Here is a 15,474-nt window from a genome sequence, read left to right on the forward strand (position 1 = left end):
TATGATGATCGAGAATTTGGAAATAACGACACGAATGCCTCGCCCTGCCCGAAGGCAGGCGTCGCAGCCGCGAAAGGAGATCAAAGCGGTGACCTGCCCGTCCCCCGAGATCTCGCGCGAGACAGAATGCATGCTCGCGGTGCGCGACCGGCGCGACCGGGCGGCCTTTGCCGAGCTTTTCGATCATTTTGCGCCGCGCTTGAAAGGGTTCATCATGCGTACGGGCACCGGGGCAGGGCAGGCCGAAGAGATCGTCCAGGAGGTCATGTTGACGCTCTGGCACAAGGCCGAACAGTTCGATCCGGCGCGCGCGCAGGTCTCTTCCTGGATCTATCAAATCGCGCGAAATCGTCAGATCGACGTGGCGCGCAAGGAAAACCGCCCCTTACCCGAGGAACTGGCCGAAGACCCGGACGCCGAGCCCGACGCGGCCCAAGTATTGGCCGTTGAACAAGAGACCCAGAAGCTGAAACAGGCGCTGGCCAAACTGAAACACGACCAGCGCGAAATCATCGAACAGGCCTATATGGGCGAGCTGACCCATCAGGAGATCAGCACCCGCACCGGCCTGCCGCTGGGAACCATCAAGTCCCGCATCCGTCTCGGACTGGAACGGCTGCGACACGACCTTAAGGACATGCGTTAAGATGACGACGATCCGACACCATACCCCCGACGCCCTGCTGGCCGCTTATGCGGCAGGCAGCCTGCCGCAGCCATTTGCTCTTGCGGTCGCGGCCCATGTCTCTATGTGCCTGGACTGCCGCGCTGGGCTTGAGGCGCATCAGGCCGCAGGCGGGCTCGTACTGGAAGATACAGCGCCCAAGGAGCTGTCCGACGGGATGAAATCCCGTGTGCTAGATTTGCTGGACGGGCCCGCGCCGGTGTCTGTACCGCGCGAGCCGCGCTCTGGCATCTATCCCGGCCCGGTGATGGAGGCGCTGAAGGGCAAGCTGCCGCGCTGGAAGGCTTTGGGCGGTGGCGTGCGCCAACAGATCCTGTCGGCAACGGACGATGGATCGGTTCGGTTGTTGTTCATCCCCGCCGGGCAGGCGGTGCCCGATCATGGTCATGGCGGGCTGGAACTGACCCTGGTTCTGCAGGGCAGTTTCAGCGACGAGACCGGCCAATTCGGTGTGGGTGACCTGGAGGTGGCCGACGAGGATCTGGAACATGTGCCTGTCGCGGGGGCCGGGGCGCCCTGCATCTGCCTTGCGGCGACGGACGCGCCATTACGTTTCAACTCGCTAATCCCGCGTTTACTGCAACCCTTGTTCCGCATCTGACGGGGTCATGATTCCGGACGATACCGGCGAGATGGCGAATATGGTGATCGCGGACATCATTGCCGAAAATGGCGTGATCCATGTGGTGGACAAGGTGCTGCTGCCGGGAACCCGTCCCGCCTGCCTCTGATCGACTGTGACGACTGGCCAACTGGGCGGGGCGTTTTAGCAGATCCCCTCGCGGGGTTGATGACCGATTAAGTTGTGCGCATGTCAGTGGCTGATTGTACGGGCATTAGCCCCGTGAGCAGCAAGCTGGGCAGTTCGTCCTGCAGTGCCGGCCAAGGGTCGGGGCCTCCGGCGAACCCGGTGCGGATCAACGCATCAGGCACCCGAATTTCTGCTCAGCCAATTGACGATGTCCGTCATCTGTTGGGTCATGGCCGTATCGAATGCAGAAACGATCAGACCCGCGGATGTATCGGCGACTGCTGCGGTATTGCTGAAACTCCGGGACGAAACCACAGATCCATCGGTGCCGCGCAACAAGGTCATGGTCGAGCGAATAACAACCGTCACTTGGTCGGCGTCAACCTCGGCCTGAAACGCTTGCAGATCCGTCAGCAGCACATAATCCGGTGTCGGGCCCGAACCTGCGCTGGTGACCAGCGAAAAGCGGCCCGAATTGGCCAGTGATCGCACCAACAGAAGTTGAACATGTTCGGTTGCCTCGTTGACCCATCGCGCCTCGGGAAGGGATTGAATTTCAAGCGGCGTCGGTTTGATCACGATCCGGTCGCTGTTCAGCGCCCCGGTCGCCGTCGGCAACGCGACCTCTAGCTGGCGCCTGCCGCGCGGCACGGATACCGAACCTGCCGGCAATGGCGTAAGCTCGAACGTGTTGAGGGGTTTCGAAGCCGATTGAAGGCTTGTCAGGCCCGAACATCCGGTCAAGGCCGCAAGACCAAATCCCAACACAGCGAAGCGAAAGACATTTCGAAATGACATCTTGGTCTATCTCCTGAATTCGGGAATGTTGTTGCCGAAGAAGAACCGCGCGGGATCCCGTTGCATTTTCTTCGTCAATTGCTCCATCTGATAAACCAACTGCTGGGCCTCGCGTGCAAATTTGGTGAACTCCGGCAGGCCGGTTTGTGCAAAGGACTGGATAGGTGGCGCGCTGGCGCTAACGGTGTCGTCGATCTGCTGAATCACTTCCACGGCGCGCGTCACGGCTTCGCGCAGATCGGTGGTGACCGCCGGGATATCTTCCGACAGTGTCGCCATCGTCTCTTCGAATTGGCCCGCTGCCTTGCGGACATCCGATATTGCCGGGCTCAGATCGGTCGAGATAACGGTTTCGGCCCCGGCAAATGTGCGTTCGGCGACATCCAGCGTTTTCTCGGTTGCGCTCAGCGCCCGGTCCAGGTTGGCGAGTGTGCGGTTGGCGTTCTGCAACGTTTCCGTCGCCGCCTTGAGGGTTTCGTTTCCACTTTCGGCCAGCGGATCGAGCCGGGTCGTGAACGCCGCGAGATCGGCTGCGACTTGATCTATTACAGTGGTCGCCGATGTGACAGCCGTGCGGATGTCGGCGACGGTGCCCGGAATGTCTTCCTGAAACACCGTGTCCATTCCCGCGATCGTGTCCTGAACGGTTTTCAGCGTCGCCCGGGCATCGGTGACCAGCGCGGATCCCTCGCCGTCTACCAGCCCCTGAAAGTTGATCGATGCGTTTTCGACTGCGGCCAATGACGTGCGCGCGTCGGCAAGGGTGAGGTCGAGCGTGGCGATCGTGGTCTCCAGCTCGGAAAACCGTTGTGTCGCGGCTTCGGCAGAGCCTCCGAACTGCGTCAGCACGGTATCGAGCTGGGTTCGTAAATCGTTGGTTGCGGTGTCGATCGACTGGATCGCGGCCGCCAGGTCATCCGCGATTTGCGGCACGCGGGTCTGAACGAAGCTGTCGACGCCGCTGATCGTGGTTTCTGCGGTGGTGAAGGCCGCAGTCGCCGAGCGCATCGTCGGTTCGATTTCGCCAAGCGCAAGCTTTGCCGCGTCCAGAGTTTCGTTGACCTTCTGAAGCGAGGTTTGAACCGTTTGCCCGATCTCGTCTAGGCGGCCGGTGAATTTCGATATCTCGGCAGTGCCCGCAGATACAGTCTGTGAGATGTCGGAGAAATCCGACAGCGCCTGATCAAGCTGGCCTGACGCGCGATCAAGGTTTTGCAGAAGGTTCGACACCGCTGCCTGATTTTCCGGGCCAAGGAAGTTTCTGACTTCCTTGATCGCCTCTACCGCTTCGTTCACCAGATCGGGGGCATCCTCGGTCAGGGCCTGAACGGCGGACCGCTCTGCCGTGATCAAAGGAACTGTGGTCGGGTCGGCTGCATCGCGCAATAGCGCGGCGCTCTGGCTGCCTCCCGTCAGCGCGACGAAGGAAACACCGGTGACTCCCTGTGAATTCAGCTGCGCGGTGGTGTCGGTTTTGACCGGGGTGCCGGCGGCGACTTCGATCCGAACCCGCACCTTGCCGGGATTATCGGCATCAAGTCCCAGACCGATGACCTTGCCGACGGACAACCCGTTATAGCGCACATCCGCCGCCATCCCGAGCCCCGAAACGCTGTCGAACAGTACTTCGTATTCGGCATATTGCCGGTCTATCTCGACCTTTGCAAACCAGACCAGCAGGCCCAGAACCCCAAGCATGCCCAGGATTGTCACCGCACCGATCAGCACGAAATTGGCTTTGGTTTCCATTCGGTAAAATCCTCAGTTCCCGACCCCGGCCGCGCGGGCTCTGGGACCGTGAAAGTATTCGTGAACCCACGGATGATCCACATCCAACATGTCCGTCATCGTGCCCGTCACAAAGACCCGTTTTTCAGCAAGCACCGCGATACGGTCGCAGATAGCATGCAGGCTGTCCAGATCATGGGTGACCATGAACACCGTCAGCCCCAGCGTGGTCTGCAACTTCTTTATCAGCGCATCAAACGCCGCGGCCCCGATCGGATCCAGCCCGGCCGTGGGTTCGTCCAGAAACACGATTTCGGGGTCAAGCGCCAGCGCACGCGCAAGCCCGGCGCGCTTGCGCATCCCACCTGACAGCTCCGAGGGGTATTTATCAAAGGCGTTCGGCGGCAAACCGACCATCGACAGTTTCAGTTCGGCCAGGGCCCGGCGCGTTTGCGGCGACAGGTCGGTCTGTTCGCGCATTGGAACTTCGACATTTTCGCGGACGGTCAGCGATGAAAACAGGGCCCCGTCCTGGAACATCACGCCCCAGCGTTGCTCGATCTTCTGACGCGCCTGATCAGATGCGTTCAGCATGTCGGTACCAAACACGGCGATGCTGCCCGCTTGGGGGCGCAACAGGCCGACGATGGCGCGCAGCAGAACGGATTTTCCGGTGCCCGACCCACCGACCACGCCCAGCACCTCGCCCCGGAAAACATCCAGATCCAGACCGTCATGCACGACATGATCGCCGAATTGATTACGCAATCCGCGGACTTGGATGATGATTTCACGCGCGTCCTGCATCACACCCCGACAACCGCAAAAAAGATCGAGAACAAGGCGTCCGCCACAATGACAAGGAAGATAGAAAGAACAACCGATGTCGATGTCAGCCGCCCAAGCGATTCAGCGTCGCCACCAACCTTCAACCCTTCGTAACTGCCAACGATTCCGATGATGACGGCAAAGAACGGTGCCTTGATCAGGCCGACGGCATAATGCCAGACATCGACAGAATCATAGAGCCGGGTCTGGAACATCCCCGGTGAAACGCCCAGTTCGATCCACGCCATCACGGCACCGCCGAACAGACCCATGACATCCGCCACGAACCCCAGCAGCGGCAGCATGATGACCAGCCCCAAAACGCGTGGCAGTACCAGAACCTCGATCGGGTCTAGGCCCAGTGTCTGCATTGCGTCGATCTCTTCGCGCATCTTCATGGACCCGATCGCAGCGGTGAACGCCGCACCGGACCTGCCAGCGACGATGATGGCGGTCAGCAGGATACCCAATTCGCGCAGAATCGAAATCGCGATCAGATCGACGACGAACACCTCGGCCCCGAACTGGCGCAGCTGGACGGCCCCCTGAAACGCCATGACCACCCCGATCAGGAACGCCATCAGCGACACGATGGGAACGGCATTCAGCCCGATTTCCTGCATGTGGTGCACAAGCGACGTGAACCGCAAACGTCCCGGATGGATCAGCAGCCCGGCAAATCGCGCCACCACGGTGCCGAGAAAACCCAGAATTTCGATCAGGCTCTGGCCCCCGAGCCACGTCGCCTCGCCGACTGATTCAAGCCAGTCGAAAAAACCATGGCGCGGTTTTTGGGCCTGCTCCTTCACCGGGATGTTGTTTCGAACCACATCAATCAGGTCTGTATGTACAGTCGAGGCGCCTTCGATGTCGCATCGCCCGCCACGGTCGTGGATCTTGTTCTGAACGTCGATGATCAGCCAGGCCCCGGCCGTATCCAAGGCCTGTATCGACGACAGGTCAAACGTGACATCAAGCGATGCCTCCGCCGTCACCAATTGCGCCCGGATCTCATCGACCTTTGCGACCACGATCCGATCTGGCAACGTTACTTTCATAGATTTACTTGATGGCCTTCCAGAAGGTCCGTGGAGGCAGAACCAACGACATGCTAGCAGAGTTCAGTCGGGTGATCTACGGTCTACCAATGGTTTGAAGGCAACAAGAAAAGCGTTCTGAACGGGGCAGTCGGATCAGTGAAACGATCCCGGGAATTCGGACGGCGCGCTAAGGCCCGTCCCATCGCTGATCAGGTCGGAAACCCATAACCTTACACGATTTTCCGGAATACGCGGTTGACGCCATGCAACATCTTGACCGCGTTCTCGATGTCGGTGGTTTACCTGTTTTTATGCGTAACCGTACAGTCGGCAATCCGCATCAGGATCGCCCAGGCTTTGCCGGCATCCTTGTCAAATGAATAAATGCTGTGCTTGTAGCGTTTTCGAAGTGCGGCGTCGGTGTCCCTGAATGATTTTCCGACACGACCCTGCGGAGCCCGCACGGGTCAGATAGAAAAACGGGCGCTGCATGAGATTGCAGCGCCCGGTCTGATTTGGTCGATACGGCGCGGATGCGCCCCTCGGATCAGGTCAGGTCGAACCGGTCAGCATTCATCACCTTGGTCCAAGCGGCAACGAAATCACTAACGAATTTTTCCTGGTTGTCGTCCTGGGCGTAAACCTCGGCATAAGCGCGCAGGATCGAGTTTGACCCGAAGACCAGATCGACACGGCTTGCTGTCCATTTGACCGCGCCGGATTTGCGGTCGACGATGTCATAAGCGTTGTCGCCTGTCGGATTCCACTTGTTGCCCATATCGGTCAGATTGACGAAAAAGTCGTTCGTCAGCGCGCCGACGCGGTCGGTGAACACGCCATGCGCGGTGCCGCCATGATTGGTGCCCAGCATGCGCATGCCGCCGATCAGAACCGCCATTTCATGTGCGGTCAGTCCCATTAGCTGGGCACGATCGAGCAGCATTTCTTCGGCGCTGACCACATAGTCCTTCTTCATCCAGTTTCGGAAACCATCTGCCAGCGGTTCCAGAACATCGAAGGAGTCTGCGTCGGTCATGTCGTCGGTGGCATCGCCACGGCCCGGTGCGAACGGAACCGAGATGTCGTGACCGGCAACCTTGGCCGCCTGTTCGATGCCGACGTTGCCGGCCAGAACGATCACGTCGGCAACGCTGGCGCCGTATTCCGCCGCAATCGGTTCCAGTACGTTCAGAACCTTGGCCAGACGGTTAGGTTCGTTACCCTCCCAGTCCTTCTGTGGCGCCAGCCGGATGCGGGCACCATTTGCACCGCCACGCATGTCCGACTGACGATAAGTGCGGGCGCTGTCCCATGCAGTCGAAACCAGCTCGGATACTGACAGACCGGAAGCGGCGATCTTGGACTTGATGGCACCGATGTCGTAATTGGTTGGACCGGCCGGGATCGGATCCATCCAGATCAGTTCTTCGGCCGGAACGTCGGGGCCGACATAGCGCGCCTTCGGACCCATGTCGCGATGGGTCAGCTTGAACCAGGCGCGGGCAAACGTATCCTTGAAGTAATCGGGATCGGCCATGAACTTTTCGCAGATGGCGCGATAGGCCGGGTCGACTTTCATCGCCATGTCGGCATCGGTCATCATCGGCATCCGGCGGACTGACGGATCGGTCGAGTCGACCGGCATGTGCTCTTCCTTGATATCGACGGGTTGCCATTGGTTTGCGCCGGCCGGACTTTTGGTCAGTTCCCAATCATAGCCGAACAGCAGCTCGAAATAGCCCATATCGAAGGTGGTCGGATTGGTGGTCCATGCGCCTTCGATGCCCGAGGTGACGGCGTTGGTGGCTTTGCCGTCCATGTTCGGGTTGATCCAGCCGAAGCCCTGGTTTTCGACGCCCGCAGCTTCCGGTTCAGCGCCAAGCGCGTCGGCATCGCCATTGCCGTGCGCCTTGCCCACGGTGTGGCCGCCGGCGGTCAGCGCAGCGGTTTCTTCATCGTCCATCGCCATCCGGGCGAACGTTTCACGAACCTGTTCAGCGGTCTTAAGCGGATCGGGAGCGCCGTTCACGCCTTCGGGGTTCACATAGATCAGGCCCATCTGCACGGCGGCCAACGGGTTTTCCATCGTGGCGGGGTTGCCGACGTCTTCGTAGCGTTCGTCGGATGGTGCCAGCCATTCCTTTTCCGCCCCCCAGTAGGTGTCGATTTCCGGGTGCCAGATATCTTTGCGTCCAAAGCCGAAGCCGAAGGTTTTCAGGCCCATAGATTCATAGGCGATGGTCCCGGCCAAGATAATCAGGTCGGCCCAGGAAACCTTGTTGCCGTATTTCTTCTTCAACGGCCACAGCAGGCGGCGCGCCTTGTCGAGGTTACCGTTATCGGGCCAGGAATTCAGCGGTGCGAAACGGATGTTGCCACAACCGGCACCACCGCGGCCATCGGCCAGACGGTAGGATCCCGCCGAGTGCCAGGCCATGCGGATCATCAAGCCGCCATAGTGACCGTAATCGGCAGGCCACCAGTCCTGACTGTCGGTCATCAGAGCGTGCATGTCTTTTTTCAAAGCTTCTACGTCGAGCTTCTTGAGCTCTTCGCGATAGTCGAAATCTTCGCCCATCGGATTTGTCTTGCTGTCGTGCTGGTGCAGAATGTCTAGGTTGAGCGCATTCGGCCACCAATCCATGACAGTCTTGTCGTTGGCAGTGATCGCGCCATGCATCACGGGGCATTTGCCGATATCGTTTCCGTCCATCTCAGGTCTCCCATTCTTATATTTCGGATCAATTCACGCTTAGAAAAAATGCAGCTTTTGCCCGGCCGCGCGGATGCGTCGGGCCTCCGCTTCGGTCTGTGTGCGATTCTTCCCCTTTTCTAGAATGACTCTAAAGCAGGAAGGGCATTGGGCGAAGTTTCATTTTCTGATGAAACCAATAATCTGCAGTTATGAATGTTCTTTTGGTTAGGCACAAAACAATGGCGAAACCTTGGCAGACGCTTTTGCTATTGTCGTTGCCGCGCACGGAACGGGCGTCAAATAGTTCCTGGCAACGGCTTGACCCACCGCCGTGCATTGCCGACATAAGGCATAATGCTGCTATGAAAGAACACCATGCCCGAAAAAAGTCCTGCTGCCCTTGAGTTTTTGCTGTCCCGCCGATCGCGCCCGGCCAAAACGCTGACCACGCCGGTTCCCAGCCGGGATGAGCTGTTGCCGATCCTGACTGCCGCTGCACGCACCCCCGATCATGGCAAGCTGGAACCCTGGCGTTTTATCGTGATGGAAAAGCCCGCTCTGGATCGTCTGGCAGGGATTGCACAGACCCGGGGCGAGGCGCTCGCGCTTGAACCGGACCGGATCGCCAAGGGGGTGGATCAATTCGCAAACGGCAATCTGGTCGTGGCGGTGATCGAAATCATCAAGCCCAATGAAAAGGTTCCCGCGTTGGAACTGACCTATTCCGCCGGGGCCGTCTGCCTGGCGATGCTGAACGCGGCGCTGGCATCGGGCTGGGGCGCGAACTGGTTGTCGGGCTGGCCCAGCCACGATCGCGGTTTCATGACCGATGCTCTGGATCTGGCCGATGATGAACGGGTTGCCGGTTTCATCCATATTGGTACCGAAAAATCCGCCCCGCCCGAGCGTCCCCGTCCGGACCTGGAGAAGATCACCCAATGGCTATCGGAATAATTTTTTCGTCCTTCTTTGCCGCGCTGGGCCAGATTGGCGATCGCCGGTTCCGCAGGGTGTTGTTGCTGGGCGTCGGGCTGACCTTTGCGCTGCTGGTTGCCGTGTTCGCGGGGTTCCTGTGGTTCCTGCAATCCACGATCGGAGACGAGGCAGTCATTCCGCTGATCGGTCCGGTGACTTGGCTCGACGATCTGCTGAGCTGGTCGAGCTTCTTTGTGATGATCCTGTTGTCAGTGTTCCTGATGGTGCCGGTCGCGTCTGCCATCACGTCGATGTTTCTGGATGAAGTCGCGCAGGCGGTCGAGGATCGGCATTATCCGCATCTGCCCCCGGCGCATAATGTCGGCTTTTTCGAGGCGGTGAAGGATACTGTCAATTTCCTGGGCGTCATCGTTGTTGCCAACCTGCTGGCGATTTTGCTTTACGTGATTTTTTCGCCCGCAGCGCTGTTCATCTTCTGGGGGTTGAACGGCTATCTGCTGGGTATGGAATATTTCACCCTCGCCGCGATCCGCCGGGTCGGGCGGGCCGAGGCAAAGGTTTTGAGAAAACGGCATCGCGTCACGATCTGGGCCGCTGGAACGTTGATGGCGGTGCCGTTGTCAGTGCCGCTTGTGAATTTGCTGATCCCGATCCTTGGCGCGGCCACGTTCACTCATATCTATCACCGGGTTACAGGTCGGGCTGCGCCATACGGTGGAACCAGTCAATATCGCGCACGGTAATCACACCCGACAGGATGATGCCGGCAATGATGCACCACAGAAGAATGGCGATAATCGTGGTGATGATCGCCTTCTTCTTGAGGTGATGTTCTTGCGGGGCACCGGCATGGGTGCCCGGCACGACCGTCCCGACATCGCCTTGGGTTTTCAGGCGCAGTGGCAGCACGATAAAAAAGGTCATGAACCAGATCACCGCGTACAGGACAATAGCAGAGGTGGGACCCATCAGACCTGCTCCAGTTCTACCAGGCAGCCGTTGAAATCCTTCGGGTGCAGGAACAGGACCGGCTTGCCATGGGCGCCGATCTTGGGGTCGCCGGTGCCCAGAACGCGGGCGCCGGTTGCTTTCAGATGATCGCGCGCGGCGATGATGTCGTCGACCTCATAGCAGACATGATGGATGCCGCCTGAAGGGTTCTTTTCCAGAAACCCGTTGATCGGGCTGTCATCGCCCAGCGGGTAAAGCAGTTCGATCTTGGTGTTGGGCAGTTCAATGAACACCACGGTCACGCCGTGGTCAGGTTCGTCCTGCGGTTCACCGACCTTGGCTCCCAAGGCAGTGCGGTATTGTTCCGAAGCGGCGTCCAAGTCAGGAACGGCGATGGCGACATGGTTCAGGCGGCCGATCATTTCTGGTCTCCTTAATCAGGCAAGGCGTTGCAGCCCTTATGCGGGTTGCCGTGTCGCGGCGCAAGAGACAGGGGGACGCAGAAGGGGCGCCGACCCGTTAACGCAGCCTTAGCCTGGGCGGCGCGATGCTAGGGCGCTTAGGCTTTGGAAGGATACCACGATGGACGATAGCGATCTTTTCGAAACGGCCCGTTTTCCGACCCCGATGCGGCCATTGCTGGGGGTGACGGTTCTGGTGGTTGAAGACAGTCGTTATGCCTGTGACGCGATGCGGCTTTTATGTCTGCGCAGCGGTGCGCGGATTCGGCGTGCCGATAGCCTTTCATCGGCGGACAGGCATTTGTCGGTTTATCAGCCCACCGTGATCAGTGTTGATTTGGGTTTGCCCGATGGCGATGGTTTGCAACTGATTGCGAAATTGCACATGGCGGTGCCGCGGATCGGCGTCATTCTGGGAACCAGCGGCGACGACACGGCGGACGAGGCTGTGCGCATGGCAGGGGCCGACGGTTTCCTGCTCAAACCGATCAGCAGTCTGGCAAGCTTTCAGGAACTGGTTCTTTCGCTGTTACCGGAAAATTGTCGCCCGATGGGGCCGCGCATCGTCAATGACGATGTGATCTGCGCAGATTCCGGGGCCTATGCCGAGGATTTGCTGTTTATCCTTGATTTGCTGAATGACAAATCGTCAGGCAAAACACTGGACTATGTTGCGCAATTCCTGACCGGCGTGGCCCGCAGTGCCGGGGATAAGACGCTGTTATTGGCTGGTGAAAAACTGGCCATAGCACGAATGCAACGCCGCGGCTGCAGCAAAACCGTCGCGCGGATCGCCGGGTTGATCCAGACCAGGCTGAGCGCCCGCGCCGGTTCAGAGAGCTGGGTCTGAACTGACCCGTACCAGCCCGGTCAGATCGACCAGGCGTTCCTTTTGCCGACCGTCTGCGCCGAAATTTCCGGGTGATAGCCAGAACGTGAAGGCCTCTTCCAGCGCGGGCCATTCCTGATCGGTCGCAGCAAACCAGGCGGTATCGCGGTTGCGCCCCTTCACGATCAGGTGCTGTCGAAAAACGCCTTCAAAACTTAGCCCCAGACGCTGTGCGGCGTGGCGCGACCCGATATTCTTGGCGTCGCATTTCCATTCGAACCGGCGATAACCGTGATCGAAGGCCCATTTCATCATCAGGAAAAACGACTCGGTCGCGGCCCGTGTTTTTTGCAGAGCGGGGGACAGGTTGATATGGCCAAGTTCGATCACCCCCATGCTGGGCGTGATCCGCAAAAAACTGGCAACACCTCCGAACCGGTCGGTTTCAATATCCTTGATCGCATAGAACAAGGGATCGTCACCCTGCGTTATATCTCGCATCCAGCGATGATAGGCTGCTGCTGAATGGAACGGTCCATAGGGCAGGTAATCCCAAACCGCGTCATGGCCTTCAAAACGACGGTACAGCAACGCCGCATGGCGATCCGCCGACAGTTTTTCCAGTCGCGCATATCGGCCTTCCAATACATCGCCAGAGGGGGCAGGGGGCGTTTGCCAATTTCCCAGTGGTGTGTCGGATACCTTCTGTCCGGGCATTGCGCTCTCCATTCTTAGCGGCCTCACGCTAACGATGCAGTGCAGGTGGTGGAAGCGGAAAACAAGGGACGCGGCGCAAAGGTTTGGGGGCACCGATGATGTGGGGCCGCGGCGCGGGGGGTGTCGCCACACATCGTGGCAACGGTTTGCTGCGGGGGTCTTCCATATTCTTGCAACACATGTCAATGAAGCCGTCCAGACAGAGTAACAAACCTTTGCAAAAATCCGCCGACACCATATCCTGTGGCAGATCGGCCGGAACAAGGCAGGTATAGGGGACGGTATCCAATGGCGCATATTATTGTCGTCGGGAATGAAAAAGGTGGCGCGGGCAAGTCGACCGTGTCGATGCATATCGCCACGGCTCTGGCGCGGATGGGGCACAAGGTGGGTGTTCTGGATTTGGACCTGCGCCAGAAAACCTTTGGCCGCTATGTCGAAAATCGCAAAAATTTCCTTGAAAAATCTGGTCTGGACCTGCCTAGCCCGGATTACTACGACCTGCCCAATGCCGATCAGGACAAACTGAAGCCGGGCGAGAATCCCTATGATCATCGCCTTTCAGCCGCCATAGCAGCCCTGGAGCCCGAGCATGATTTCATCATGATCGACTGCCCCGGATCGCATACAAGGCTGAGCCAGGTGGCGCATTCACTGGCTGACACGCTGGTCACGCCGCTGAATGACAGCTTTGTCGATTTCGATCTGCTGGCCAAGGTTGATCCGGATGGCAAGAAAATCCTTGGCCCTTCGGTTTATTCCGAAATGGTGTGGAATGCGCGGCAGCTTCGGGCGCAGGCCGGGCTGAAGCCGATCGACTGGATCGTGCTGCGCAACCGTTTGGGTGCACAGCACATGGTGAACAAGGAAAAGATGGGGAAGGCACTGGACAATCTGGCCAAACGGATCGGGTTTCGTGTCGCCCCCGGGTTCAATGAACGGGTTGTTTTCCGCGAATTGTTCCCACGCGGGCTGACTTTGCTTGATCTCAAGGATATCGGTGTGACCAGCCTGAACATTTCGAATGTCGCCGCGCGGCAAGAGCTGCGTGATCTGATCAAGGCTCTGAACCTACCGGGGGTAGAGCCGGATTTCTGAGGCCGGACATTTTTTCCGGCGAGGGGATTTAGGTTTCTTCGGTTCGCTGCGCTGTCAACAACTCAGCCCATTTTGGCCAGTTTGCGCAGTACCTGGCGCAACACCTCGTTTTCCTCTGTCGTCAGGCTGGCCGACAGCTTGTCATCGTAGGTTTGAGCCACGGTCAGCAGGTCACGGTAAGCGGTTCGGCCCAGATGGGTCAGTTCCAGATATTCCAGACGGCGGTCCTTGTCGTCTTGCTGCCGGTTCAAAAATCGCCGTTCAGCCAGCCGGGCCACGGCGCGGCTGATCTTGGTTTTGTGCATCTTGGACCTCTGGCCGATGTCCTTGGCCGTCATCCGACCGTAGATACCCAGATGAAACAGCACGCGCCATTCGGTTCTGAGCATCCCATATCGGTCTTTGTAAACCTGTTGAAAGGCAAGACTGCTTTCCTCGGCTGCCTGGTTTAAAAGATAGGGCAGGAAATTCTGCAAATCGAAATCATCTTTTTCCATCATTTTTACGGCTCCTTTGGTTGTTAGTTACAAAATCAACTATTAACAGGGCAAGCGAATAGGAGGACGCGCCATGAATCACCAGACAAAATCGCACGCTTTCGTGCAGGCTCCTACCCCTGCAGGGACCACCCCCGGCTATATGCCGGGATTCGGCAACGACTTCGAAACCGAAGCCTTGCCCGGTGCGCTGCCGCAGGGCATGAACAGCCCGCAGAAATGCAATTATGGACTTTATGGTGAACAGCTTTCGGGAACAGCTTTCACCGCGCCCAGCCATCAGAACGAACGCACCTGGTGTTATCGCATCCGCCCCTCGGTCAAACATTCGCACCGCTACGAAAAGATCGACCTGCCGTATTGGAAATCGGCCCCCAACGTCGATCCCGACGTGATTTCTTTGGGTCAGTACCGCTGGGACCCGGTGCCGGTGTCGGATGACAGTCTGACATGGCTGACCGGCATGCGCACAATGACGACGGCGGGGGATGTGAACACTCAGGTTGGTATGGCAACCCATATCTATCTGGTCACAGAATCGATGGTCGACAGCTATTTCTATTCTGCCGATTCCGAACTTCTGGTCGTGCCGCAGGAAGGCCGGCTGCGGTTTTGCACCGAGCTGGGGATCATTGATCTGGAGCCTAAGGAAATCGCCATCCTGCCGCGTGGATTGTTGTACCGCGTCGAGGTCCTCGAAGGCCCCTGCCGCGGCTTTGTATGTGAAAACTACGGCCAGAAATTCGAACTGCCGGGACGTGGCCCGATCGGCGCCAACTGCATGGCGAACCGGCGCGATTTCAAAACTCCGGTGGCGGCGTATGAAGATCGCGATGCACCCTCGACCGTGACGATCAAATGGTGTGGTCAGTTTCATGAAACACAGATCGGCCATTCGCCGCTCGACGTGGTCGCTTGGCATGGCAATTACGCACCGGTGAAATACGACTTGAGGACCTATTGCCCGGTCGGGTCGATTCTGTTCGACCATCCCGATCCGTCGATTTTCACTGTGCTGACCGCCGCGTCCGGTGTGCCGGGCACCGCCAATATCGACTTCGTGCTGTTCCGCGAACGCTGGATGGTGGCCGAAGACACGTTCCGCCCACCATGGTATCACAAGAACATCATGTCGGAACTGATGGGCAACATTTATGGCCAGTACGACGCCAAGCCGCAGGGCTTCGTTCCCGGCGGCATGTCGCTGCACAATATGATGCTGCCACACGGGCCGGACAAGAACGCCTTTGAAGGTGCGTCGAATGCCGAGCTTGGGGCTGAAAAGCTGGACAATACCATGTCCTTCATGTTCGAAACCCGCTTCCCGCAGCATCTGACGGCTTTCGCCGCGAAAGAAGCGCCGCTGCAGGATGATTACATCGACTGCTGGTCGGATATCGAAAAGAAATTCGACGGTACGCCGGGCAAGAAATAACCGTGGCCGGTGGGTGACGCCCCAC

The 15,474-nt window shown here is 58.6% G+C and carries 16 protein-coding genes and 1 pseudogene; 8 read left to right on the forward strand and 9 right to left on the reverse strand.

The features are described from left to right. The first annotated feature begins 130 nt into the window (after positions 1-130). The 3 genes and pseudogenes from VOI23_RS17765 to VOI23_RS17775 form a co-directional block, all read left to right on the forward strand. Positions 131-646 (forward strand): sigma-70 family RNA polymerase sigma factor, encoded by a 516-nt coding sequence (locus VOI23_RS17765; RefSeq protein WP_323786428.1) that lies wholly within the window; start codon positions 131-133, stop codon positions 644-646. A gap of 1 nt (position 647) precedes the next feature. Beyond that, complete coding sequence (locus VOI23_RS17770) at positions 648-1,286, forward strand: ChrR family anti-sigma-E factor (RefSeq protein WP_323786365.1); 639 nt, start codon at positions 648-650, stop codon at positions 1,284-1,286. After that, positions 1,285-1,416, forward strand: a pseudogene (locus VOI23_RS17775) (fasciclin domain-containing protein); the annotation flags it as partial. The gene VOI23_RS17770 and the pseudogene VOI23_RS17775, both read left to right, overlap by 2 nt. 194 nt (positions 1,417-1,610) lie before the next feature. On the opposite strand, the gene VOI23_RS17780 reads toward VOI23_RS17775, so the two are convergent. The 5 genes from VOI23_RS17780 to katG all read right to left on the reverse strand — a co-directional run bounded on the left by VOI23_RS17780 (position 1,611) and on the right by katG (position 8,543). After that, positions 1,611-2,234 (reverse strand): ABC-type transport auxiliary lipoprotein family protein, encoded by a 624-nt coding sequence (locus VOI23_RS17780; RefSeq protein ID WP_323786366.1) that lies wholly within the window; start codon positions 2,232-2,234, stop codon positions 1,611-1,613. A gap of 6 nt (positions 2,235-2,240) precedes the next feature. Next, positions 2,241-3,983 (reverse strand): MlaD family protein, encoded by a 1,743-nt coding sequence (locus VOI23_RS17785; RefSeq protein ID WP_323786367.1) that lies wholly within the window; start codon positions 3,981-3,983, stop codon positions 2,241-2,243. 12 nt (positions 3,984-3,995) lie between these two features. Further along, entirely contained in the window at positions 3,996-4,769 is a 774-nt protein-coding gene (locus tag VOI23_RS17790) for an ABC transporter ATP-binding protein (RefSeq protein WP_323786368.1), read from the reverse strand. Continuing rightward, positions 4,769-5,848 carry an ABC transporter permease gene (locus VOI23_RS17795; protein ID WP_323786369.1) on the reverse strand — a complete coding sequence of 360 codons (1,080 nt, stop codon included), beginning with the start codon at positions 5,846-5,848 and terminating at the stop codon, positions 4,769-4,771. Before VOI23_RS17795 ends, VOI23_RS17790 begins: the two co-directional genes overlap by 1 nt. A gap of 529 nt (positions 5,849-6,377) precedes the next feature. Continuing rightward, the gene (gene katG / locus VOI23_RS17800) at positions 6,378-8,543 is read right to left on the reverse strand and encodes a catalase/peroxidase HPI (RefSeq protein WP_323786370.1); all 2,166 of its coding nucleotides are present in this window, start codon (positions 8,541-8,543) and stop codon (positions 6,378-6,380) included. A 357-nt stretch (positions 8,544-8,900) separates the two neighbouring features. On the opposite strand from katG, the gene VOI23_RS17805 reads away from it, so the two are divergent. Both VOI23_RS17805 and VOI23_RS17810 read left to right on the forward strand, forming a co-directional pair. Further along, positions 8,901-9,479: a nitroreductase gene (locus VOI23_RS17805; protein ID WP_323786371.1), complete on the forward strand. Its 579-nt coding sequence runs from the start codon at positions 8,901-8,903 to the stop codon at positions 9,477-9,479. Next, a complete protein-coding gene (locus tag VOI23_RS17810; protein WP_323786373.1) occupies positions 9,464-10,204 on the forward strand; it encodes an EI24 domain-containing protein in 741 nt (246 codons plus the stop codon). The genes VOI23_RS17805 and VOI23_RS17810 overlap by 16 nt, the downstream gene beginning before the upstream one ends. Here VOI23_RS17810 and VOI23_RS17815 read toward each other — a convergent pair. Together VOI23_RS17815 and mce are read right to left on the reverse strand one after the other, a co-directional pair. After that, a complete protein-coding gene (locus VOI23_RS17815; RefSeq protein ID WP_323786374.1) occupies positions 10,152-10,430 on the reverse strand; it encodes a DUF1467 family protein in 279 nt (92 codons plus the stop codon). The two genes, VOI23_RS17810 and VOI23_RS17815, sit on opposite strands and share 53 nt — an antisense overlap. Continuing rightward, positions 10,430-10,834, reverse strand: a complete 405-nt coding sequence (gene mce, locus VOI23_RS17820) for a methylmalonyl-CoA epimerase (protein ID WP_323786375.1) — start codon at positions 10,832-10,834, stop codon at positions 10,430-10,432. The genes VOI23_RS17815 and mce overlap by 1 nt, the downstream gene beginning before the upstream one ends. Positions 10,835-10,994: 160 nt before the next feature. Here mce and VOI23_RS17825 point away from each other — a divergent pair, with 160 nt between their 5' ends. Beyond that, the gene (locus tag VOI23_RS17825) at positions 10,995-11,723 is read left to right on the forward strand and encodes a response regulator (protein WP_323786376.1); all 729 of its coding nucleotides are present in this window, start codon (positions 10,995-10,997) and stop codon (positions 11,721-11,723) included. Here the strand turns inward: VOI23_RS17825 and VOI23_RS17830 are convergent. Next, positions 11,706-12,419, reverse strand: a complete 714-nt coding sequence (locus VOI23_RS17830; RefSeq protein WP_323786378.1) for a GNAT family protein — start codon at positions 12,417-12,419, stop codon at positions 11,706-11,708. The two genes, VOI23_RS17825 and VOI23_RS17830, sit on opposite strands and share 18 nt — an antisense overlap. Before the next feature lie 288 nt (positions 12,420-12,707). On the opposite strand from VOI23_RS17830, the gene VOI23_RS17835 reads away from it, so the two are divergent. After that, positions 12,708-13,517 (forward strand): division plane positioning ATPase MipZ, encoded by an 810-nt coding sequence (locus VOI23_RS17835; protein WP_323786379.1) that lies wholly within the window; start codon positions 12,708-12,710, stop codon positions 13,515-13,517. Between the two features lie 62 nt (positions 13,518-13,579). Here VOI23_RS17835 and VOI23_RS17840 read toward each other — a convergent pair whose 3' ends face one another. Continuing rightward, positions 13,580-14,017 (reverse strand): MarR family winged helix-turn-helix transcriptional regulator, encoded by a 438-nt coding sequence (locus VOI23_RS17840; RefSeq protein WP_323786381.1) that lies wholly within the window; start codon positions 14,015-14,017, stop codon positions 13,580-13,582. A gap of 70 nt (positions 14,018-14,087) precedes the next feature. Here VOI23_RS17840 and hmgA point away from each other — a divergent pair, with 70 nt between their 5' ends. Continuing rightward, positions 14,088-15,449: a homogentisate 1,2-dioxygenase gene (hmgA, locus tag VOI23_RS17845; RefSeq protein ID WP_323786382.1), complete on the forward strand. Its 1,362-nt coding sequence runs from the start codon at positions 14,088-14,090 to the stop codon at positions 15,447-15,449. Positions 15,450-15,474 lie beyond the last annotated feature (25 nt).

The sequence above is a fragment of the Thalassovita sp. genome (assembly GCF_034670005.1).
Lineage (GTDB): Bacteria > Pseudomonadota > Alphaproteobacteria > Rhodobacterales > Rhodobacteraceae > Thalassobius.

Bases quoted from the DNA above. Each gene is read 5' to 3' on its own strand.
- VOI23_RS17765 (WP_323786428.1), top strand. From the start codon at position 131: ATGCTCGCGGTGCGCGACCGGCGCGACCGGGCGGCCTTTGCCGAGCTT.
- VOI23_RS17770 (WP_323786365.1), top strand. From the start codon at position 648: ATGACGACGATCCGACACCATACCCCCGACGCCCTGCTGGCCGCTTAT.
- VOI23_RS17780 (WP_323786366.1), bottom strand. From the start codon at position 2,234: ATGTCATTTCGAAATGTCTTTCGCTTCGCTGTGTTGGGATTTGGTCTT.
- VOI23_RS17785 (WP_323786367.1), bottom strand. From the start codon at position 3,983: ATGGAAACCAAAGCCAATTTCGTGCTGATCGGTGCGGTGACAATCCTG.
- VOI23_RS17790 (WP_323786368.1), bottom strand. From the start codon at position 4,769: ATGCAGGACGCGCGTGAAATCATCATCCAAGTCCGCGGATTGCGTAAT.
- VOI23_RS17795 (WP_323786369.1), bottom strand. From the start codon at position 5,848: ATGAAAGTAACGTTGCCAGATCGGATCGTGGTCGCAAAGGTCGATGAG.
- katG (WP_323786370.1), bottom strand. From the start codon at position 8,543: ATGGACGGAAACGATATCGGCAAATGCCCCGTGATGCATGGCGCGATC.
- VOI23_RS17805 (WP_323786371.1), top strand. From the start codon at position 8,901: ATGCCCGAAAAAAGTCCTGCTGCCCTTGAGTTTTTGCTGTCCCGCCGA.
- VOI23_RS17810 (WP_323786373.1), top strand. From the start codon at position 9,464: ATGGCTATCGGAATAATTTTTTCGTCCTTCTTTGCCGCGCTGGGCCAG.
- VOI23_RS17815 (WP_323786374.1), bottom strand. From the start codon at position 10,430: ATGGGTCCCACCTCTGCTATTGTCCTGTACGCGGTGATCTGGTTCATG.
- mce (WP_323786375.1), bottom strand. From the start codon at position 10,834: ATGATCGGCCGCCTGAACCATGTCGCCATCGCCGTTCCTGACTTGGAC.
- VOI23_RS17825 (WP_323786376.1), top strand. From the start codon at position 10,995: ATGGACGATAGCGATCTTTTCGAAACGGCCCGTTTTCCGACCCCGATG.
- VOI23_RS17830 (WP_323786378.1), bottom strand. From the start codon at position 12,419: ATGCCCGGACAGAAGGTATCCGACACACCACTGGGAAATTGGCAAACG.
- VOI23_RS17835 (WP_323786379.1), top strand. From the start codon at position 12,708: ATGGCGCATATTATTGTCGTCGGGAATGAAAAAGGTGGCGCGGGCAAG.
- VOI23_RS17840 (WP_323786381.1), bottom strand. From the start codon at position 14,017: ATGATGGAAAAAGATGATTTCGATTTGCAGAATTTCCTGCCCTATCTT.
- hmgA (WP_323786382.1), top strand. From the start codon at position 14,088: ATGAATCACCAGACAAAATCGCACGCTTTCGTGCAGGCTCCTACCCCT.